14 protein-coding genes are annotated in these 18,158 nt (G+C 68.2%); 9 read left to right on the top strand and 5 right to left on the bottom strand.

Annotation, left to right across the window (positions count from 1 at the left end; genetic code table 11):
• Positions 1-72: 72 nt before the first annotated feature.
• Both WMF44_RS37235 and WMF44_RS37230 read right to left on the bottom strand, forming a co-directional pair.
• Positions 73-678: a sigma-70 family RNA polymerase sigma factor gene (locus tag WMF44_RS37235; RefSeq protein WP_437294793.1), complete on the bottom strand. Its 606-nt coding sequence runs from the start codon at positions 676-678 to the stop codon at positions 73-75.
• A gap of 192 nt (positions 679-870) precedes the next feature.
• Complete coding sequence (locus WMF44_RS37230) at positions 871-1,953, bottom strand: RNA polymerase sigma factor (RefSeq protein ID WP_437294792.1); 1,083 nt, start codon at positions 1,951-1,953, stop codon at positions 871-873.
• Between the two features lie 352 nt (positions 1,954-2,305).
• On the opposite strand from WMF44_RS37230, the gene WMF44_RS37225 reads away from it, so the two are divergent.
• The 3 genes from WMF44_RS37225 to WMF44_RS37215 are packed head-to-tail and all read left to right on the top strand — an operon-like array spanning position 2,306 to position 6,530.
• Complete coding sequence (locus WMF44_RS37225) at positions 2,306-3,298, top strand: PEGA domain-containing protein (RefSeq protein ID WP_437294791.1); 993 nt, start codon at positions 2,306-2,308, stop codon at positions 3,296-3,298.
• A gap of 15 nt (positions 3,299-3,313) precedes the next feature.
• Entirely contained in the window at positions 3,314-4,963 is a 1,650-nt protein-coding gene (locus WMF44_RS37220) for a hypothetical protein (protein WP_437294790.1), read from the top strand.
• Positions 4,964-5,000: 37 nt separating this feature from the next.
• On the top strand, positions 5,001-6,530 hold the full coding sequence (locus WMF44_RS37215; RefSeq protein ID WP_437294789.1) for a hypothetical protein: 1,530 nt from the start codon (positions 5,001-5,003) through the stop codon (positions 6,528-6,530).
• Positions 6,531-6,727: 197 nt separating this feature from the next.
• Here WMF44_RS37215 and WMF44_RS37210 read toward each other — a convergent pair whose 3' ends face one another.
• Entirely contained in the window at positions 6,728-7,831 is a 1,104-nt protein-coding gene (locus tag WMF44_RS37210) for a hypothetical protein (RefSeq protein WP_437294788.1), read from the bottom strand.
• 612 nt (positions 7,832-8,443) lie between these two features.
• On the opposite strand from WMF44_RS37210, the gene WMF44_RS37205 reads away from it, so the two are divergent.
• The 4 genes from WMF44_RS37205 (at position 8,444) to WMF44_RS37190 (ending at position 13,210) form a co-directional block, all read left to right on the top strand.
• On the top strand, positions 8,444-9,481 hold the full coding sequence (locus WMF44_RS37205) for a deoxyhypusine synthase family protein (protein ID WP_437294787.1): 1,038 nt from the start codon (positions 8,444-8,446) through the stop codon (positions 9,479-9,481).
• A 56-nt stretch (positions 9,482-9,537) separates the two neighbouring features.
• Positions 9,538-10,581: an NAD-dependent epimerase/dehydratase family protein gene (locus WMF44_RS37200; protein ID WP_437294786.1), complete on the top strand. Its 1,044-nt coding sequence runs from the start codon at positions 9,538-9,540 to the stop codon at positions 10,579-10,581.
• A gap of 61 nt (positions 10,582-10,642) precedes the next feature.
• Entirely contained in the window at positions 10,643-11,530 is an 888-nt protein-coding gene (locus WMF44_RS37195; protein WP_437294785.1) for a phosphotransferase family protein, read from the top strand.
• Positions 11,531-11,899: 369 nt separating this feature from the next.
• Positions 11,900-13,210 (top strand): polysaccharide deacetylase family protein, encoded by a 1,311-nt coding sequence (locus WMF44_RS37190; protein ID WP_437294784.1) that lies wholly within the window; start codon positions 11,900-11,902, stop codon positions 13,208-13,210.
• A gap of 258 nt (positions 13,211-13,468) precedes the next feature.
• Here WMF44_RS37190 and WMF44_RS37185 read toward each other — a convergent pair whose 3' ends face one another.
• Both WMF44_RS37185 and WMF44_RS37180 read right to left on the bottom strand, forming a co-directional pair.
• Entirely contained in the window at positions 13,469-13,978 is a 510-nt protein-coding gene (locus WMF44_RS37185) for a hypothetical protein (RefSeq protein ID WP_437294783.1), read from the bottom strand.
• A gap of 9 nt (positions 13,979-13,987) precedes the next feature.
• A complete protein-coding gene (locus WMF44_RS37180; protein ID WP_437294782.1) occupies positions 13,988-15,685 on the bottom strand; it encodes a hypothetical protein in 1,698 nt (565 codons plus the stop codon).
• A gap of 648 nt (positions 15,686-16,333) precedes the next feature.
• Between WMF44_RS37180 and WMF44_RS37175 the strand changes: the two genes are divergently transcribed.
• Both WMF44_RS37175 and WMF44_RS37170 read left to right on the top strand, forming a co-directional pair.
• Positions 16,334-17,152, top strand: a complete 819-nt coding sequence (locus WMF44_RS37175; RefSeq protein WP_437294781.1) for a hypothetical protein — start codon at positions 16,334-16,336, stop codon at positions 17,150-17,152.
• Complete coding sequence (locus WMF44_RS37170; protein WP_437294780.1) at positions 17,149-18,147, top strand: HupE/UreJ family protein; 999 nt, start codon at positions 17,149-17,151, stop codon at positions 18,145-18,147. The genes WMF44_RS37175 and WMF44_RS37170 overlap by 4 nt, the downstream gene beginning before the upstream one ends.
• The last annotated feature ends 11 nt before the right edge of the window (positions 18,148-18,158 follow it).

Raw genomic sequence — 18,158 nt, 5'->3', positions numbered from 1 at the left:
CCTCGAGCCCGAGGCGGGTCGCACCGCTGGTGCGCGCCCTCCAGAGCGGCGATCGTTCGCTCCGCCTCATGGTCATCCACGTCGCGCCGGAAGTGGACAACCTGGCCTTTGATGCCCATTGCGACCCCGCTCTCCGGGCGAAGCCTCCATGGTTGCCCGAAGCCCGAGGATGTCGCGCAGCGCATCGATGGCCTTCGCGCGTCGCTTGTAGAGCGTGGAGAGAGGCAGCCCCGCGTCTTCCGCCACCTGGGCCATCGGGATCCCATTCAGATCGTGTGCCACGAGAACGAAGCGCAGCTTCGGATCGAGCTCGTTCACCGCGTCGATCGTGCCCGCTCGGATGCTGTCGGATTCCAGCGTAGCGGCGGCGTCCGGCGCGGGATCGGCAAACTCGATCAAATCGACGAGCTCCTCCCTGCGGTGCTTCCTGCGCTCGTGATAGTGCCAGGCGACGTGTACGGTGATAGCGTTCAACCAGCGTTCCGGCCTGCCGCGCTTCGGATCGAACCTGGGCCAGCTCTCCCAGGCGGTGAGCCAGACCTGCCCTGCCACGTCGGTACGATGGCACGGTGGGACCCCCAGCCTCCCCAGCAAGCTCGGCACGGCACGAACGAGCGCCGGGCAAAACAGGCGCGCGTGCGCGGCGGCTCGCTCGTCGTCATTCGACGGACGACCCATGGTTTCACCCTCCCCCGACCGCGATGGAGAGCCCGAGCGGTGAGACGAGCCACATCGCACCCAGCATGTCCTCCATGTTCCCTCCTGAACCGTGAGCATTCCTGTCCGACGCACGGCGGACCTCGGCCTCGTGCTGCACGACGACAGCACCGACTCCGCCGCTGGCCTAGGTGTTGATGGACAGCCGACCCGTCAGCGAAGCTGCCTGAGCATCTCTTCGCGCTCCACGGCGAGCCGACCGCGCGGGAACTCCTCCGCATGGGCCTCGAGCAACCGGTGCGCCTCGAGATCCGCCTCTGGGCTGCGAGCCTCGATGGCCGTCCGGGCCCGGCTGATCAGGCTCCTCTCGCGCGCGCTGATCGCCGGCTTCGCGTGCGTCGTCGAGGACGAGGCGCGAGGAGCAGCCGTTACCGGCGGAGGAGGCGTCTTGGTCGCACCGGCGCCATCCTGTCCGGCGCCGCGCTCCACGAGCGCAGCGGCCTGCGCTGCGGGTGATGCGGAGGACGTCCCCGCCTGCTCGGCGCGGCGCTCCGCGGGGAGCGGCGCGGAGCCCTGCCCAGTCAGCTCGGGCCAACCGTCATCGAGAGCTGATCGAACCCACGACTGCAGCGTGGACGAGGAGGTCACGGCAGCGACCATGGCGCTCATGAGCACGACGCTCGCCCCCTGCGCCAGGAGCCTCCAAGTCCAGCGGAGCAGGGAGCCGATCCACCCCTGGCGTGGAGTGAGCCCGAACGGAACGACGCAGGGGGTCTCGTCCCATCCGCGCGAGCGTTGCTTCGCCCTGCGGCGTTGCGCCGCCTCCTCCAGCTGCTCGAGGGCTCGACGGTGCAGCGTCTTCACGGCGTCGGGGTGAAGCCCGAGCTCCGCGGCGATCTGGGTCAGCGGGATCTCCTCGAGGTCATGCTTGATCAAGATGTCCCGGTACTTCGGCTCGACACCGTCGATGAGCTCCCACAACACGGCTTCCCGCTCGCGCCACCTGAGCAGCTCTTCCGGCGTGGGGTGCTCGTCGTGAAGCTCGGCGTCGTGAGACGGCGTCAGCACCTCTCGCCGGCGGTGCGCGCTTCGAAGATAGTCGCGCGCCTGGTTGGCCGCGATCGCGACGCGGTACGGCGCCGGGTCCCCGCCTGCCTCGATCCGTCCCTCCGCGTCGAGCCCCCGCAGCAGCGCGTCCTGCGCGACGTCCTCGGCATCGCGCGCCGGGACCCCGAAGCGCCTCGCCAGGCGCCGGAAGAGCTCGAAGCTGCTGAAGGCCCCCGCTGGCTTGCCCATGCCGGTAGCACGTCTGAGCGGCCCTCCCGGGGTCAGAAAAGTGAACGGCCTGGTCCATTTTGGTAGGACAATACGATCCCGGTATCTCACATACTCGTTAGTTCAGTATCAGGCACCTGGTAAAGATGACGACATTGCTGGTTCGCGCTGAAATTTCTCGCGGTAAATGCACGCGCAGGGCGATTTCACCCCGTCATTGACGCCGAGCAGTTGACGCAACTACCGTCGTGACATGCGTTGCGCTCCACGGTTGTTCTCGATTCTCCTTGCGGTCGGGGCATCGACATGCCTTACGAGCGCGGCGCGCGCCCAGGGCGGCCCATCGACGACAAGGTCGGGAGAGCGCTCGACGGTGAAGGACCATGTTCGCCGTGGCCAGAGGGCGCGCGCGGCGGGTCAATGGTCCGAGGCACACGCCGCCTACAAGGCGGCCTTCGAGGCCGCAGACTCAGCGTCGAGCACGGAGCGTGAGCGCGCGGAGATCGCCGGGGAGCTCGGCCTCTGCGAGGTCGTGTTGGGCAAATACCGCGACGCGGCCGAACACCTCGCCTGGAGCCTCGAGCAGCGCGAGGCGCTGCCGGCCGCGCTGCAGAAGCGATTCGAGGAAGGGCAGCGCAAGGCAACACCGCACGTCGCGAAGCTCCGTGTCTCCGTCGACCCGCCGGACGCCGAGGTGTTCGTCGATGGCAAAGCCGTCGGCCGCATCGCGCGCGTCTATACGCTGTTCGTCGAGCCGGGGCTGCACATGGTGCGGGCCCGAGCACCGGGCGGCGAAGATGCGTTTCAGTCCGTGCGCGCTGTGGCGAAGGCGGAGCACGAGCTCTCTCTTCATGTGTCGCGCGCGCCGGTGAGCAGCGCCGAGGAGGGCGCTCCGGTGTCAACGAACGAAACGCCGCGCGCCCCGCGCTCTCCGGCAGCTGCGCAGGCGCGGCCTCCCAGCCCATGGGCTTCCTGGCCGGGGACGGCGCGGATCGGCGGCATCGTGGTGACGACGGCAACGGCGGCGGCCGGCGCGGTCTTTCTCCTGCGCGCTCACGTCATCCATGGCGATCTGCGCGAGCGAGACGTCACGCGTCGCGCGCTGGGGTGGACGTCCCATACGTGCCGGGATGCCAATGCACCGGCGTCGTGTGCCGGCATTCGTGACCAGGTGAACGAGCGGGATCTGTTCGCGACCCTCGGCACGGTGTCGCTGGCGACGAGCGCCGTGTTCGGCGTGGCGACGGCGGCCTCGTTCTTCACGGAGGTTGCCCTTTTCGGTGGTGCGCCAAAGGCCGCTGGCGTCCGCCTCGTGCCGGTGACGACGAGCGACCGGGCGGGTGTGCTCCTCGAAGGAACCTGGTGAGGGGGAGGCAGGGGTATGCGTTCTAGATCGATGGGTCGCCGTCGAGAGGTCCTCCGCTCGCTGGCGTCGGTCGCGCTCGGTCTGGCTGGAGCGGCCACCAATACGGGGTGCTACTCGGACAGCTGTGCGGACAGCTACTGGTGCGAGGTTCCGGCGCCGGAGCCGTCTCCTTGTGACGGGGATCCGAAGACGGCGACGGCGCTCGACATGTGCGGCGTGTTCGTCAGCGAGCTGGGCGACGACAATAGCCCCGGCACGAAGGACGCGCCGGTGAGGACGTTGCAGCACGCGATCGGCCTCGCCGCGCACGGGCGAAGCCACGGCGAGAAGGCGACCCGGCGCGTGTACGCGTGCGGCGGGTCGTTCGAGGAGGCCGTATCGCTCCCCCAGGGTGTCGATATCTGGGGCGGCCGTCTGTGTGCCGGCGGCGACTGGTCCTACGGAGGGCCGCTCGACGAGCAGAGCGCGTTGACCGTCATCGCGCCGCCCGTGGGGATCCCGGTGCGCGTCCTCGGGGGAGACGATGCGGTCATCGCGGAGGAGGATGCGACGTCGGTGATCTTCGGCGTGCGCGTCGAGGCGGCGGACGCCTCCGCGAGCGACGGCAAGTCGTCGATCGCGATGATCCTGGAGCATGGGGCCAGGGTGATCGTGCAGGGGAGTGAGATCCTCGCAGGGGACGGCAAGAACGGCGAGCCTGGCGAGGACGCGCCGAGCTTCCGCGCGAAGGCCGGCGTTTTGGGGAACGATGGCGTGGACGCCTGCATCGCGAACGTGTCGCTGGGCGCCCTTCCGGTCGTGACCGCGTGCGGCGACGGGATCGAGTCGACGGGTGGCCAGGGGGGCGATGGAGGCCTCGAGACGGGCGGCGGTGGAACGTCAGGACTGCCGGAGCCGGACGGGAATCCGGATAACATCGGCCTGGGTGGTTTCGGCGCGTCGTCCAGCATGGCGTGCAAGGCAGGGGAAGAGGGAGCAGACGGCGCCCCTGCAGACCGCGCTGCGGGAGCGGTTGGCGATGGCCTCTTGGGCTTCGATGGATGGGTCGGCGTCCGTGGGGACGACGGGAAGCCGGGCGGCGTCGGCCAGGGCGGCGGCGGAGGTGGCGGCGGCGCGGGGCGCGGCCCCATGAACGCGTGTCCGGCAGGTCGGCCCCAGGGCGGGGCGGCCGGCGGATCAGGCGGCAGCGGCGGGTGCGGGGGCAAGGGGGGCAAGGGAGGCGACTACGGCGGCGCGAGCATCGCAATCGTGGCCTTGCAGGGGAGCCATCTCACGATCGATGCCAGCACGGTCCTCGGGGCCAAGGGCGGCAACGGTGGGGTCGGCGGAACGGGCCAGCCTGGCGGCGGCGGGTCATTCGGCGGTTACGGTGGAAAGCCCCTTGCGGGTCTAAGTGACATGTTGCCCGCGTGCCGCGGCGGAACCGGAGGCAACGGCGGCCGCGGGGGCGATGCGGGCGGTGGCGCCGGGGGCCACTCGCTCGGCATCGGCTCCGTGGGCGCCTCCGTGGCCATCTTGGAGACGGCGACGGTCTTGCCCGGACAAGCCGGCACCGGGGGGCTCGGCGCCAATGCACCCCTGGAGAGCAGGCTCGGCCTGGGGCAAGGCGGGATTGCGCAGTTCTGGTATCGGTTCGATGCACCAGACCCGGGACCGCCTCAATGAACCGCTCTGTGCTGACGGCGCACATCAGGAGACGCCCATGAGGAAGACCACCGCTGCTGCCTTCATCCTTCTTTTGTCGCCGTGGGCGGCCGGCTGCGGAACCGCGCCCGGCGTGAACGACCCTGGCGTGATGCCTTGTGAAGGCACCTCGTGCGAGGACGAGCCGCCTCCGGAGTCGGTCTGCGTCGAGCACGTCGCCGCCGATATCCTCGACGACGGCTGCGGCGTGTTCCTCGCCGGAAACTACGGTTTTGGCGACGACAGGAACCCCGGCACGAAGGCGAAGCCGGTGTTCACCGTCGCGCGCGCCATCGAGCTCGCGCGCGCTGGACGAGGGCGCGTGTTCCTCTGCAACGACGGATTCATCGTGGAGCATATCAGGGTACCCTCCGGCGTGGATCTCCTCGGGGGCTTCCACTGCCGAAAATGGGTGCGCGACCCCCTGCGCCCGCGGACCACGTTTTCTCACGCCACGGTCTTCGGCCCCATGGTGATTGTCGAGCCCGCGGGCCCCGAGGACACGGGGGCCGCGGACGGGGTGTCGACGCTCGCCGATCTCGAGGTCGCCTCGGCGGGCCCGGTCAGCGTGCTCGTGCAGTCGAGCACGGCAGTGGAGATCCTGCGGAGCGAGATCTCCGCCCGCCAAGGAGATGGAGGCATTCCCGGCGAGAAGTGGCAGTACAGGCAACCGGACGGACTGGATGGCAATTTCGGTGGGCACGCGTGCTCGGCGACCGTCGTCGCCGGTGCGCCTGCGGCCGTCAACCAGTGCGAGAGCGGGCACACGAGCATCGGCGGCAAGGGAGGGGACGGGCACCCCGACAGCGCCGAGGATGGAGGCGATGGGGAGCCCGCCGACCTGTTGCCGCCCGCACGCGGTGGTATCGGGGAGCAGGACAACCGCAGTTGCAGCAACGGATCCGAGGGGGGCCCTGGGGCTTCGGGAACGCAGGGCGTGCCGGGCAAGGGCATCGGGCGCCTCACCGATACAGGGTGGGAGGGCGACACGGGGGGCGAGGGGACCTGGGGCACGCCGGGCCAGGGCGGCGGCGGCGGCGGCGGTCGTCGGGGCGGGCTCGCCGTGTGCGGCGTGGCCTCGAAGGGGGGCCCAGGAGGAGGCTCGGGAGGGGCCGGCGGGTGCGGAGGCCGAGGAGGCCGCGGGGGAGCGAACGGACAGCCGTCCATCGGCATCCTCGCGGTTCACGCCCGGCTGACCGTGCGCGACACCAAGATCACGGCGGACTACGGCGGCGACGGCGGCGACGGCGGGGAACCCCAGGACGGCGCCATAGGCGGCCGAGGCGCAGGGGGCGGAACGCTGGGAGATGAGCTCGTCGCCTGCTTCGGCGGCCAGGGCGGCGACGGAGGGCCCGGCGGCTACGGCGGTCCCGGGCGCGGCGGCGACTCGATCGGCGTCGCCTACCTCGACGAGGACCAGCTCACGCTCGAGGGCGTCACCATCGAGATCGGACAGCCGGGCAAGGGCGGCACCAGCTGGAACTACGATGGCAGCACGACGGTGGGAGAGAGCGGCGAGGCTCACAAGACGCTGCGGTTTCCCGAATAGCCGAAGTCACGTCATGGGAGCTCAGCACGGCCTCCACGACGGCTGCCACGATTGCAGGGAGGCAGGCAGCCAAGCGATCTGCCGTGACGCCAAGAAACCATGGGAGCAGGAGGGGACATGCCGGGATGGCCTTCCCGCTCTCCTCTTGGCGATCTCAGCGGCTTTCCCGCTGATGGGGACACCTTCCAGCAGTCGTGCTACGACGAAGCTACGGGCTCCGAGTTCACGGGCCAATTCGCCAGGAAGCTCGAGGCCCAAGCGACCATGGCGGCGGGCGGCTCGCCGTCACCGTCCCACGACGCGACCAGCGCTTCGAGCTCGCGCTTGGCAGCCATGGCGCGGAGAGTCTCCGGCGACTCGTCGTGCGGACGCATGCGCGCAAGCTGCTCGAGCATCTTATCCTTGTGTAGGAAGCCATCCGTCGATACTGACGCAAAAACCCCCACGGACTGTCGATACGATTCTGGCAGTCGTAGAACCGCTTCGGGCAACGTGAGAGTCAATCCAATCTGGTGATGCGCCCGGAGCACGGTAAGCACCGCGATAAACCGTTCCGTGAGGTTGGTCACGTCGACACTTACGCCGGGTGCCGGCACGTCGGACGGCGAGGGCTTCACCCATTCGTGTTCTGAGAAGAAACAATCGTATACCCTGACCGCCCCAGGAATCCGCAGATCCGTCGCCACCTCTGGCACGAACGCGATTCCAACCTCTGGCGGCATGCGCTCGCAATCGAAGATCGCTTCGATCTCATGGGCAACCCAGTCCGCGTATGGCTGCTCGGCGAGCGACAGCTCGAACGTGACGTAGTTCCGCTTGATGGGGACCGTCCTTGGGCTTTCGTGGTCCGGGTTCGAGATGAGCCTCGGATCGAGTGTACTTCCTGAAACGCGGAAGTGCATGCCCTGAAAATCGACTATGAAAAGGTTCCTTATCTGCTTTACTATTTCGATTGTCTGCGAACGGTGAACAATGTAGTACGGAGCCAGGAAGCTCACTTGGAACCACAGCGTTCGGCCGTTGGACTCTGCCAGATCGAGCGTGAATGAGTAACATCCGTCGCAGCCACCGGAGGGAAGATGAAGCGACTCGTTCATGACCATGCCTGGGAAGCACTCTTTGATGCGACGCAGCAGGGTGTGCCAGCGATCGTCCTTTGATGCTCGGATTCGCGCGGCCACGAGCCGGGCGTGCTCTTCGGTCGCATTGCGTAGCTGAACATCGATATCGTCGGTGATTCCAACCCCGCGTGGATAGTATCGATAAATGACATCTAATAGCTCGTTGAGGCTGTGTTTCATGGGGCCATCATCTTGGCGCCGAGCCCTTTGTACTGGTACCGGCCTGGAGCCATCCGAGGCTCACACCGGCGCTGAGCTCGGATGCCTCTCCTTGCGTCGGTACGACGACGAGCGGGGGGACGACCAGGACCACCCATGGGATCCGCAGGCTCCGTGCGCCCATCGCCCCTTCTCCCCTCTTCGCAACGGACGAGCAACGTGACGACGCGGGCGATTCTTCCGATAATAGGGATCCGGCGTCAAACGGAATCGGGAAGAGAGGACGACAATGGCCGCGGTTCGTTCCGTCCAAAGCGTGCAGCGTTCTCAGCTGCCTGCGCGGATCGAGCGCTCGTCCACCTGCTGGCGCCGGCCGCCGGTCCAGGTCGCTGTGAGAGCGCGCTGGCCGGCACGCGGTCTGGGCTGCACGACGTCGCGTGAGAGCGCAGACAAGGTGGACCGCCCGCCGCGACGGGCTTGACACGATCCGCGTGATTCATGCTACGGTGCTCCCGAAGCCACCCGACGCTGCGATGGCGGCCCGGCCTGCGCCGGTCCGTAGCGCGTCCCTGGTGGCCTGCGCGACCCGAGGCCACCGGGACGACCTTCGTGGTCGCTGAGGCTCGGCGAAACATGGTTGAGACGAAGTCCGGGGCCACGACGCTGCCCCTCCTCACGTTCGTTCTTCGCAATTACAAGAATTTCAACGCCCGCGCGACGCGCGACGCGCTCCTCGCGTACTGGGAGCACATCGAGCGCGGGGGGAAGATGTTCTGGGCCGTGGCCGGGGCGATGTCCTCGGCCCAGCTCGGCATCACGCTGGCGCCGGCCATCCGCGCCGGCCTGATCCACGGCATGTCCGTGACAGGCGCCAACCTGGAAGAGTCGCTGTTTCGCCTCGTGGCGCATGACGGCTACCGTGACTTCCCCGACTACCGTTACTTCACCAAGCAGGACGACACGCGCATCCTCGAGAACCGGATGCGGCGCGTGACCGACACAAGCATCCCCGAGGACGAGGCCTTCCGCGCGGTGGAAAAGCACATCGTCCCCAGGTGGGAGCGGGCGACGGCGAGCGGCGAGCGCCGCTTCTGGCACGAGTACTTCTACGAGCTGGTCCAGGCGGTCGAGCCCGCGCTCCACCGCGGACCGGCCGAGGAGTGCTGGTTGCTCGCCGCCGCGGAGGCCGGGCTGCCGCTGGTCGTCCCGGGCCACGAGGACTCGACCTTCGGCAACATCTTCGCGTCCTACGTGAAGCGGGGCGAGTGCAGCGCGAGCATCGTGAAGTCAGGCATCGAGTACATGGCCGAGCTCTACGACCAGTACCGTGCGCTCAGCGCGGGCGCGGGCGTGGGGTTCTTCCAGATCGGCGGGGGCATCGCGGGGGACTTCCCCATCTGCGTGGTGCCGTCGCTCAAGTACGATCTCGACGAGCCGGCCCGGCCCTGGGCCTACTTCTGCCAGATCTCCGACTCGACGACGTCCTACGGCTCGTACTCCGGCGCCACGCCCAACGAGAAGATCACCTGGGACAAGCTGACCGAGGACACGCCCATGTTCGTGATCGAGTCGGACGCGACCATCGTGGCGCCGCTCCTCCTCGGAGCGCTGCTCGAGTGCAAGCGCCACCCGGCCGAGGCTCGGGCCATCATCGAGGCGCGCGGCGCGTGAGCGCCGGCGGCTCTCCTGATTCCTGATTCCTGTCCCTGAAGCGAGGTTGTGAGACGATGAGCAAGAAGAAGGTCCTGATCACGGGCGGCGCGGGCTTCCTCGGGATCAATCTGGTGCGGCACCTGCTCGAGCGCGGCTATGACGTCACGTCGCTCGACCTCCTGGACTTCGACTACCCCGAGCGGTCGCGCATCCGCGAGGTGCGTGGCGATATCCGTGACGCGGCGGTCGTCGACGCGGCGGTGAAGGGGCACGACTTCGTCGTGCACACGGCGGCCGCGCTGCCCCTGTACACGGCGGAGGAGATCTACACGACCGACGTGATCGGCACGCGCCTGGTCATGAGCGCCGCGCGCCGCCACGGCGTCGAGCGCGCCGTGCACATCTCCTCCACGGCCGTGTACGGCATCCCCGACCACCACCCGCTCTGCGAGGACGACCGGCTCGACGGCGTGGGCCCGTACGGGCAGGCCAAGATCCAGGCCGAGGTCGTGTGCCTCGAGGAGCGCGGCCGGGGGCTCGTGGTGCCCATCATCCGGCCCAAGTCCTTCATCGGCCCGGAGCGGCTCGGGGTCTTCGCCCTGCTCTATGACTGGGCGCTCGACGGCAAGGGCTTCCCCATGATCGGCGACGGCAAGAACCGCTACCAGCTCCTCGACGTGGCCGATCTCTGCGAGGCGATCACCCTGTGCATGACGAAGGAGGCGTCGGTCGCCAACGACACCTTCAACATCGGCGCGAAGGAATTCACCACCATGGGCGAGGACTACCAGGCGGTGCTCGACGCGGTGGGCAAGGGCAAGAAAATCGTGCCCTTCCCGGCGGCGCCGGCGGTGCTCGGCCTGCGCGCGCTCGAGGCGATGGGCGTGTCGCCGCTCTACAAGTGGGTGTACGAGACGGCGTCCAAGGACTCGTTCGTGTCGATCGAGAAGGCCGAGCGGGTGCTCGGCTTCACGCCGAGGTACTCGAACAAGGACGCGCTGGTGCGCAACCTCGAGTGGTACCGGGCGCACAGGAGCGAGTTCGAGAGCCGCTCGGGCGTGACCCACCGCGTGCCCTGGAAGCAGGGCGCGATAGGCCTGTTGAAAGCCTTCTTCTGAGGGCGCGCGGCGCCGGGGCGAACGACATCATGATCACGAGTCGCCCGCAGCGGACCTCGGGATGAGCATCGACGACGACGCCCCTCTGCTGCAGGTGATGAGCCATCTCGGCCTGACCCGGGATGCGCTGCTCGGCATCGGCGGTGAAGCCTGCGTGTTCGCGCTGGGCGGCGAGCGGGTCGCGCGCGTCCACCATCCCGGGACCGTCCGGGAGACGGTCGTTCGGCGAGCCCAGCTGCTCGAGGACTTCCACCATCCCGCGAGCGCGGTGCCGTTCTCGATCCCGCGTGTCCTGGAGATGACCGAGCTGCACGGCCGCCTCATCACCTTCGAGCCGCGGTTGCCCGGGCGGCCCCTCTTGCAGGTGCTCGGCGAGGCGGCCGGCGCCGAGCGGGAACAGCTCATCCTTCGCTTTCTCGAGGCCTCGACGCGCCTGCGAGCCCTGCGCGTGAGCGCTGCGTGGTACGGCGACCTCTGCGAAGCCGAGCCGATCCGGACGCCCTCTTACCGCGCTTACCTCGAGCTGCGCGCAAGGAAGAGCCTGACCTGCGCCGGGAGCGCGTTCGACGGCATCGATCCGGCGCCTCTGGCCGCCGCGCTGCCCGAGCCGGAGCGACCGAGCTTCGTGCACATGGACTTCTATCCAGGCAATGTGCTGGTCGAAGGCCAGGAGGTGAGCGCCGTGATCGACTTCGGGGGCCTACCCATCGTGGGAGACGCTCGGCTCGATCCGCTGTCGGCCGTCATCTACCTCACGCCGTTCATCACCACGACCGCCACGGATCGCGACCGGCGCCTCGCCCGGGAGTGGCTGCTGGCCCAGCACCTCGACGCGCTGTTCGAGCCTGCGGAGCGATGGCTCGCCGCCCGCTGGTCGTTCGCGACCGACGACGTGCGCCTGCATCGATGGTGTCGGCGCGTGTTGCTCGGACACCAGGGAGATCCGTGAAGCGGACCCTTGGACCCACGCGGCGGGCAGTGCTTCCGGCCCTATGCACGGGCCTGCCCGCCTGCTTTGCCGATCGTCCAGACGGGTTGGAATACACCTGGCGAGTCAGGGTGACAGCCTTGCACATGAGGCCGACGCGAAGCCCGGTACGCTCCGGCAGTCGCCGCGTCGCTAGAAAGATACGGCGGAGCGCTTCGCTGACGCGGCCCTTGCTACCTTTGGTAACGTGTGAGGGCCGCTCGCTACTTTTGGTAACATGTGAGCCGCTCGCTACTTTTGGTAACATATGAGCCCTTCGTGCGATGCGTCGACCCGCGTGCGTCGCGCATAATCCTTTGAGCGCCTTCCGGGAATTTGTATCCTCACCCCATGCTGAAATCTGCGCGATTCCTCCACTTCGAGAATTTTCCTGCGTCATCGTCCTTGGCGCTCGGTGCGATGTTGTTGCTGGGCACGCTGCACGTCAGCGGCTGCGGCGGCGATGACGACGGGGGGGAGACCTCCGGCGGCACCACCGGTGGCCAGCAGACGACGAGCAGCAGCGGCGGCAGCAGCAGCGGCGGCACGCCGGGAAGCTCCTCCTCCAGCAGCGGGGATCCCGGTACGACCTCGGCGTCCGGGGGGGGCAACGGTGGCTCGGACCCGGCCGGCACCGGCGGCTCGGACCCGGCCGGCACCGGCGGCTCGGACCCCGCCGGCACCGGCGGAACGGGTGGAGCAGGAACGGGCGGTGGCGGTGATGGAGGAGAGGCGCCCGAATCCGGCCTTCCGCCGGCGCCCGGCGCTGGCAACGTGCCGAAGCCGGCCGGCGCGGCCGGCGGGTTCAAGGTCATCGACTGGGCCGGCTTCGCGGGCGCCGTGACGTACAGCTTCGACGACGTGAACCAGACCCAGATCCAGAACTACGACGCGATGAACGCGCTCGGCGTGCCGTTCACGTTCTACGTCTGGACCGGCAGGCAAGAAGCGAACAATCCGGTGTGGCAAAAGGCGCTGATGGACGGGCACGAGCTCGCCAACCACACGAGGAGCCACTCGAGCATGGACAACAACGGCGCCGATACGGACGCCGCGACGAAGGACCTCAAGGACAAGTTCGGCGTCACGCCGTACACGATGGCGGCCCCGAACGGCGCGGATGTGTACGAGGGCATCGCCCGGACGCGCTTCATGATCAATCGCGGCGTGTCCAACGCCCTGATCGGCCCGAACGACAACAGCAATCCGTTCAAGCTGCCCACCTACATTCCCCCGACCAACGCCTCCAAGGCGCAGATGGACGCGGAGGTCGCGAGCGCGCGAAGCGGCAAGAAGTGGCGCACCTTCTGCATTCACGGCTTCACCGGCGGCAACGACAGCGCCTATCAGCCCATCCCGTTCCAGGCCTGGTCCGATCACGTCAAGGCCGTCAAGGCGTACGGCGACGTGTGGATCGGCACCATGGAGACCATCGGCGCGTACTGGCGCGGTCAGAAGGCGATCACCGACGGCACCAACACCAAGAACGGGAACGACACGACCTACAGCTGGACGCTCCCCCAGAACTTCCCGCCCGGGAAGTACGTGCGCGTGACGGTCACCGGCGGCACGCTCAAGCAGAACGGCACCGCGCTCAAGTGGCATCCGCAGGGCTACTACGAAGTGGCGCTCGACGCGAAGTCCGTCACGCTCTCGCCCTGACGCGAGCCGCCCGAAGCCCCGCGCCGCTGCCGGCGCGGCTTCGGGCGGATCCGTCCCCCCCTTCATGCCAGGATGGCGGCGGAGCCGGGTCACTCGACATGACGCGCCTTCTGCGCGTCGGCCCTCATGCTCCTGCCCCGCCATGGGCGCGGGCGCTTTCAGCGGCGGCGGTGATGCTCGGCGCGCGTGGGATCGTGCGCCGGCGTGGGGAGGGCGCCTGAGCGGCCGGGGGCGCGCGGAAGCGCCGCCCGGCCGCCTCTAACCGCCCTCAGGCGCGTCGAGCGTAGCTTCACGCTCGGCGCTGGCCCGGGCCTCCTCCACGATGATGCGCTTGATGCATTCGGATAGCTCGTCCATGACCGCCTTGACGACCCGGGCCTCCTCCGGGGTCTTCGGATGTGTGCGACCGCTCTTGCCCTTGTAGATCGCGGCGGTGCGATACCAGCACTCCCGGGTCTCGCACCGGCAAATGTCGTCACGCATGCGCTGCGCCAGGGCGACCCCCCGCTCCACCACGGGCTCCGTGGACGGCGCGGAGGACGTCGCCTCGATCTCCGTCGCTTCGACCTCGCCGGCCGGGCGAGGCCGGGGCGCCGCCGCCGTGCTTCGCCTGGCGGCGGTGCCTCCGCCGGTGGTCGGCGGAGCGAAAGACACTGTGTGCGTCTGCCGCGGGGGTGGAGCACCACCTCGCCCGGCGAGGGCCAGGATCAAGGCCACCGCAGCGCCCACACCCACGCTCACGCCCGTGATCATCCGCCTTCGCGTCATGGTCGTCTCCTAGGGATTGCAGACGCCCTCGAAATCGAAGAATCCGAAGAGGTAGGCCCGCGCGGGGCTCTTCCAGAACCGGTCCAGTGTGACCTCGGCGTGGGGCATCTGATGGCTCACGCAGAGGTCGTACATGATGTTACCTTCCTGGCCGCGGAAGGCAGAGGCCGACTCCATTGCGTTAAGGCTCTGGGAGGCGTGACAAGCACGGCAGTACGGCGCGTAGACATCTCGGTAGATCTTCGCGTCCGCCCTCTTGATCCCGTTGACCGTGAAATCCGGGCTGTTCGGGTCGTTCTCCCACGAGGCCGGGATGTACTTGCTGTTCTGCTTCCTGTTCGGCGCGTTCACGTTGCCGCCGTACCAGCCCATGATGAGCTCCTTGGTCCGATCGGAGGCCCCTGCCCCGTAAACCATCGCGTTCAGCTTGCGGAAGTTCTCCTCCTGATCGTCGCGCGTGAAGCTCCCCGTGTCCGGGAACTCGAAGGCGTTGAGGTCGAACGGCAAGAACCGCGCGCCGTTCTGGGTCGCGCTGGCTCCGAGCACGCGGTGGTTCGTGTCATCGTAGTCGGCGCCGCCATGGCAAGCAATGCAGTTGTGCGGGATGGTCTTGTTGAATCCCGTGGTATCGAGCGGCGCCTCATAGAGGAGCCCCTCGGTATGGAGAGGCGGCTCATTCCGGTCATAAACGACGAACCGGACGCTGTTGTTCGCCGTGATCGGCGAGGTGTACCACATGGCGACCGTGGCGAACGCGCCGGAGTGGCCATGACTGAACCCGTACGCCGTATTCGCGAGGATGGTATCCCTGTCCGTCGCGCTCCGGACTCCTGTGAAGAAGGGGGCAGCAGTGTCTACGTCGTAGTTGCTCACGAAGCAGGCCACGCCGGGATCCGTGCCGGTCGTCACTGGGTCGTTCGCGAACGTTTTGCAGTGCATTTCTCGACCGACGGCGAGATCGCCCGCGTTGTAGTAGACGGCGGACACCTCATCCGAGCCCACCGTGCCGAACCCGAATCGCTGCTTGAAGCCAGGGTTGGCTGGGTTCGGGTCGCTGAGCTTGGGCGGCGCGCCTATCGCGGTGTAGTAGGCAGTCGTCTCCCCCACGCTGCCGACCCCTTTCCTCCGGATGTACTCCGGCGGGTTGTTCTGCGTTGGCGACAGAGAAGAGCTGACGAACGAGGCGTTGTTCCACGGGCTCGCGCAATTATCCCTCATCGTAGCCCAGTCATTCACCCCGTTCAGCACCTCCTCGTTGTAGCATTCATTATAGTCCTGACCGGCGGTCGCCAGCGGGCTGCCCGGCGCGATGTTCACACCGTCACCGTCGAGCACACGCCAGCGCAGGATGCCACCCGCGGGCCAGCGGGGGGCGAGATCGGTGCTCGGCACGGTGGCTGACCACGCGTAGGAAGTAGTCCCGAAATCGTCAACACTGGGGGTAGTCCCGGTGGTGATGGAGGAGGGGCCGACGTTCACCCAGTTCGCGCTGAAGCGGTCGATGGGCCCATCAGGGTCGGCCAGCATCTGGATGCGGATCGGATAGTTGGGCTCCGAATGGCTTCCGGAGAAGGTAATGTTAAAGGTTCCGGGGGTGGCGCTGTAGACTTCGCCGTCTTTGTTCTCCACGCACGCCACGGAGGCTGTGCAAAGCGCCGCCAGGAGAACGGAACGCGTGAGGAAGGAAGATCTGCGGTTCAGCTTCATAGACACCTCTTGCTCTGGCTCGTGTACGCGTTTGCCCTTCGGCCTGGGTTCCAGGCGCGGAAGGCGCGGGGGCGCCGGCGCCACTCATGAGGACGATGAGGAGGGGCGGGCGCGCCGGCTCACGCCGTCGCGTGTTCCGGAAGCTCGACGCTGCTGGGCCCGCTCGGAGCCGTTAATGCACGCAACGTGCCGGACGCAGCGGCCGCTCGATGTCTCGAGCGGTCGCGTTCCACGGGCCGGAAAATAAGCCGCCCGCCGCGAAATGCGGCCCCATTCCGTGACGTGTCACGGTGCGCCGTGACATGTCACACCTCGCAGCGTGACATGTCACGGCGCAGCGTGACATGTCACGCGTCCATCGCGCATCGGTCGATGCGCGACGGCGGCTCATCCGTCTCGTCCTCATCTCGCCCGAGCCAAGGCAGCGCCGAGCACCGACCCGAGCGCCGCGCCCAGCGGCAGGCCGAGCCGGCCCGTCGCCTCGCACCCCCGAAGCCCGCAGCCTGTGGAGTGAACGCGGCCCCCTAGATGGGATGAGGCATCATCGGAAGGTGGCGTCCGCAACGTTGCCCCTGCTGGTTCCCGCAGGATTGACCTTGCGGACGCCACGCTTCCATGATGCCTTCGCCTCCAACGAGAGCGCGTCCCATGCCTGACACCAGAGAGAGAACCACGGGGAGCTTCGCTCGGTTGCTCCGCGAACCGGTCCTTCATTTCCTCTTCATCGGCGCGCTGTTGTTCCTCGGCCACCGGCTCGTCGCCGGCGATCCCAGGGAGATCGTCGTCAGCACGGGGCTGAAGGCGGATCTGGAGCGGCAGTTCCGCGACAACATGGGGCGGGCGCCGACGGAGGCCGAGCTGGCGGCGGCGCTCGACGGGTGGAAGCGGGACGAGGTGCTCTACCGTGAGGCGCTGCGGGAGGGGCTCGATCGGCAGGATGCGACGGTGCGGGTCGCGCTGGCCGAGAGGCTGCGGACACGGGCGGCTCAGCCGATGGCGGCGCGGGAGCCGACGGACGCAGAGCTGGACGCGTGGCTGGCTTCTCACCGGAGCAAGTACGAGACGCCGCTGCGGTACGATTTCGAGGTCGTCACCTTTCCCAGGAGCGATCCGGCTGCAGAGGAGCAGCGGTCGACGTATCGACGGGGGCTGGCCGACGGTGCGGACCCGAGGACGCTCGGTCGTCCGATCGTGGGTGGCAACCTCACCCGCGATTCACTCGCAGCCAAGTTCGGTCCCGCGGTCTCCGAGAGCATCTGCAGCTCGCCGCTCGCCGCGTGGCAGGCCGTGGAGACCCAGGACAGCCTGCTGCTCGTGCGGGTCAACCAGACAAGCGGGGGGCTGCCCAGCCGCGAGGCGATCCGCGCGACCCTCACCAGCGACTGGGTCGCCGCAAGGAAGAAGGAAGCCGTCGACGAGCTCGTCGAGAGCCTCCTCGCGCAGTACAGGTTCAAGGAGAGCCCTTGAATCGTTCTCGTCTGCTCCGGCTGGCTCGGTCCCTGCCGTTCTTGCTGGCCCTGCTCCTGGCGCCCGTCCCCGCGGCCGGCCACGCGCTCAACTCTGCGCTCCTTTCGCTGACGGAGGTGGAAGGCCACGACGGGCGGTTCGCCGTACGCTGGGAGGCGAGCTCGTCCGCGCTCCGCTCCGAGCTCGCGACGCCCGCCGTGTTCCCCCCGGCCTGCAAGCTCGACGGTGCAACTCTCGACTGCGGTCCATCCGGCCTCGTCGGCGCCATCGAGCTCCCCTGGCTCGAGGGGACCGAGACCAACGTGATGGTGGTTGTCGAGTGGCGGAACGGAAGCCGGCTTGTCCGGGTGTTGACCGGCGACGACCCGAGCCTTCTGGTCTACGGTATTCCCGCCTCCGCCGGGCTCGGCGCGCTCCGGCCGATCATGGTCGATTACACGTGGCTCGGCGTCGAGCACATCCTGACCGGGTTCGACCATCTCCTCTTCGTCATCGCGCTCACGCTCCTCGTGCGCGGCGGCCGGAAGCTGCTCGGCGCCGTCACGGCCTTCACGGTCGCGCACAGCCTGACGCTGGCCTGCGCCGTGTTCGGCTGGTTGACGCTGCCTGCCCCGCCGGTCGAAGCGGCCATCGCGCTCTCGATCGTGCTGCTCTGCGGCGAGTGCATCCGGTCGACCGACTCGCTCACCCGCCGGGCCCCCTGGGCCGTCACGTTCGCCTTCGGGCTGCTCCACGGGCTCGGGTTCGCGTCGTCGCTGCTCGACATCGGGCTGCCGGAGAGGCATGTGCCGATTGCGCTCCTGTTCTTCAACGTGGGCGTGGAGCTCGGTCAGCTCGGCGTGATCGCGCTGGTGATCGCGCTGCGCCTCCTTGCCGCGCGCGTCCCCACGCAACCAGCGACGGTGAGGCGCGGCGTGGTGTATGCGATGGGCGCAATGGCAGGCTACTGGTCGATCGAGCGCGTCGTGGCGATGCTGACGGACGCCAGCATGTAGCGGAGCCCGCG

The organism is Sorangium sp. So ce426, from assembly GCF_051475585.1.
Lineage (GTDB): Bacteria > Myxococcota_A > Polyangia > Polyangiales > Polyangiaceae > Sorangium > Sorangium cellulosum_B.
This window is presented reverse-complemented; position numbering and strand designations above follow the sequence as displayed.

Bases quoted from the DNA above. Each gene is read 5' to 3' on its own strand.
- WMF44_RS37180 (WP_437294782.1), bottom strand. From the start codon at position 15,685: ATGAAGCTGAACCGCAGATCTTCCTTCCTCACGCGTTCCGTTCTCCTG.
- WMF44_RS37205 (WP_437294787.1), top strand. From the start codon at position 8,444: ATGGTTGAGACGAAGTCCGGGGCCACGACGCTGCCCCTCCTCACGTTC.
- WMF44_RS37210 (WP_437294788.1), bottom strand. From the start codon at position 7,831: ATGAAACACAGCCTCAACGAGCTATTAGATGTCATTTATCGATACTAT.
- WMF44_RS37175 (WP_437294781.1), top strand. From the start codon at position 16,334: ATGCCTGACACCAGAGAGAGAACCACGGGGAGCTTCGCTCGGTTGCTC.
- WMF44_RS37235 (WP_437294793.1), bottom strand. From the start codon at position 678: ATGGGTCGTCCGTCGAATGACGACGAGCGAGCCGCCGCGCACGCGCGC.
- WMF44_RS37185 (WP_437294783.1), bottom strand. From the start codon at position 13,978: ATGACGCGAAGGCGGATGATCACGGGCGTGAGCGTGGGTGTGGGCGCT.
- WMF44_RS37190 (WP_437294784.1), top strand. From the start codon at position 11,900: ATGCTGAAATCTGCGCGATTCCTCCACTTCGAGAATTTTCCTGCGTCA.
- WMF44_RS37220 (WP_437294790.1), top strand. From the start codon at position 3,314: ATGCGTTCTAGATCGATGGGTCGCCGTCGAGAGGTCCTCCGCTCGCTG.
- WMF44_RS37230 (WP_437294792.1), bottom strand. From the start codon at position 1,953: ATGGGCAAGCCAGCGGGGGCCTTCAGCAGCTTCGAGCTCTTCCGGCGC.
- WMF44_RS37215 (WP_437294789.1), top strand. From the start codon at position 5,001: ATGAGGAAGACCACCGCTGCTGCCTTCATCCTTCTTTTGTCGCCGTGG.
- WMF44_RS37200 (WP_437294786.1), top strand. From the start codon at position 9,538: ATGAGCAAGAAGAAGGTCCTGATCACGGGCGGCGCGGGCTTCCTCGGG.
- WMF44_RS37195 (WP_437294785.1), top strand. From the start codon at position 10,643: ATGAGCATCGACGACGACGCCCCTCTGCTGCAGGTGATGAGCCATCTC.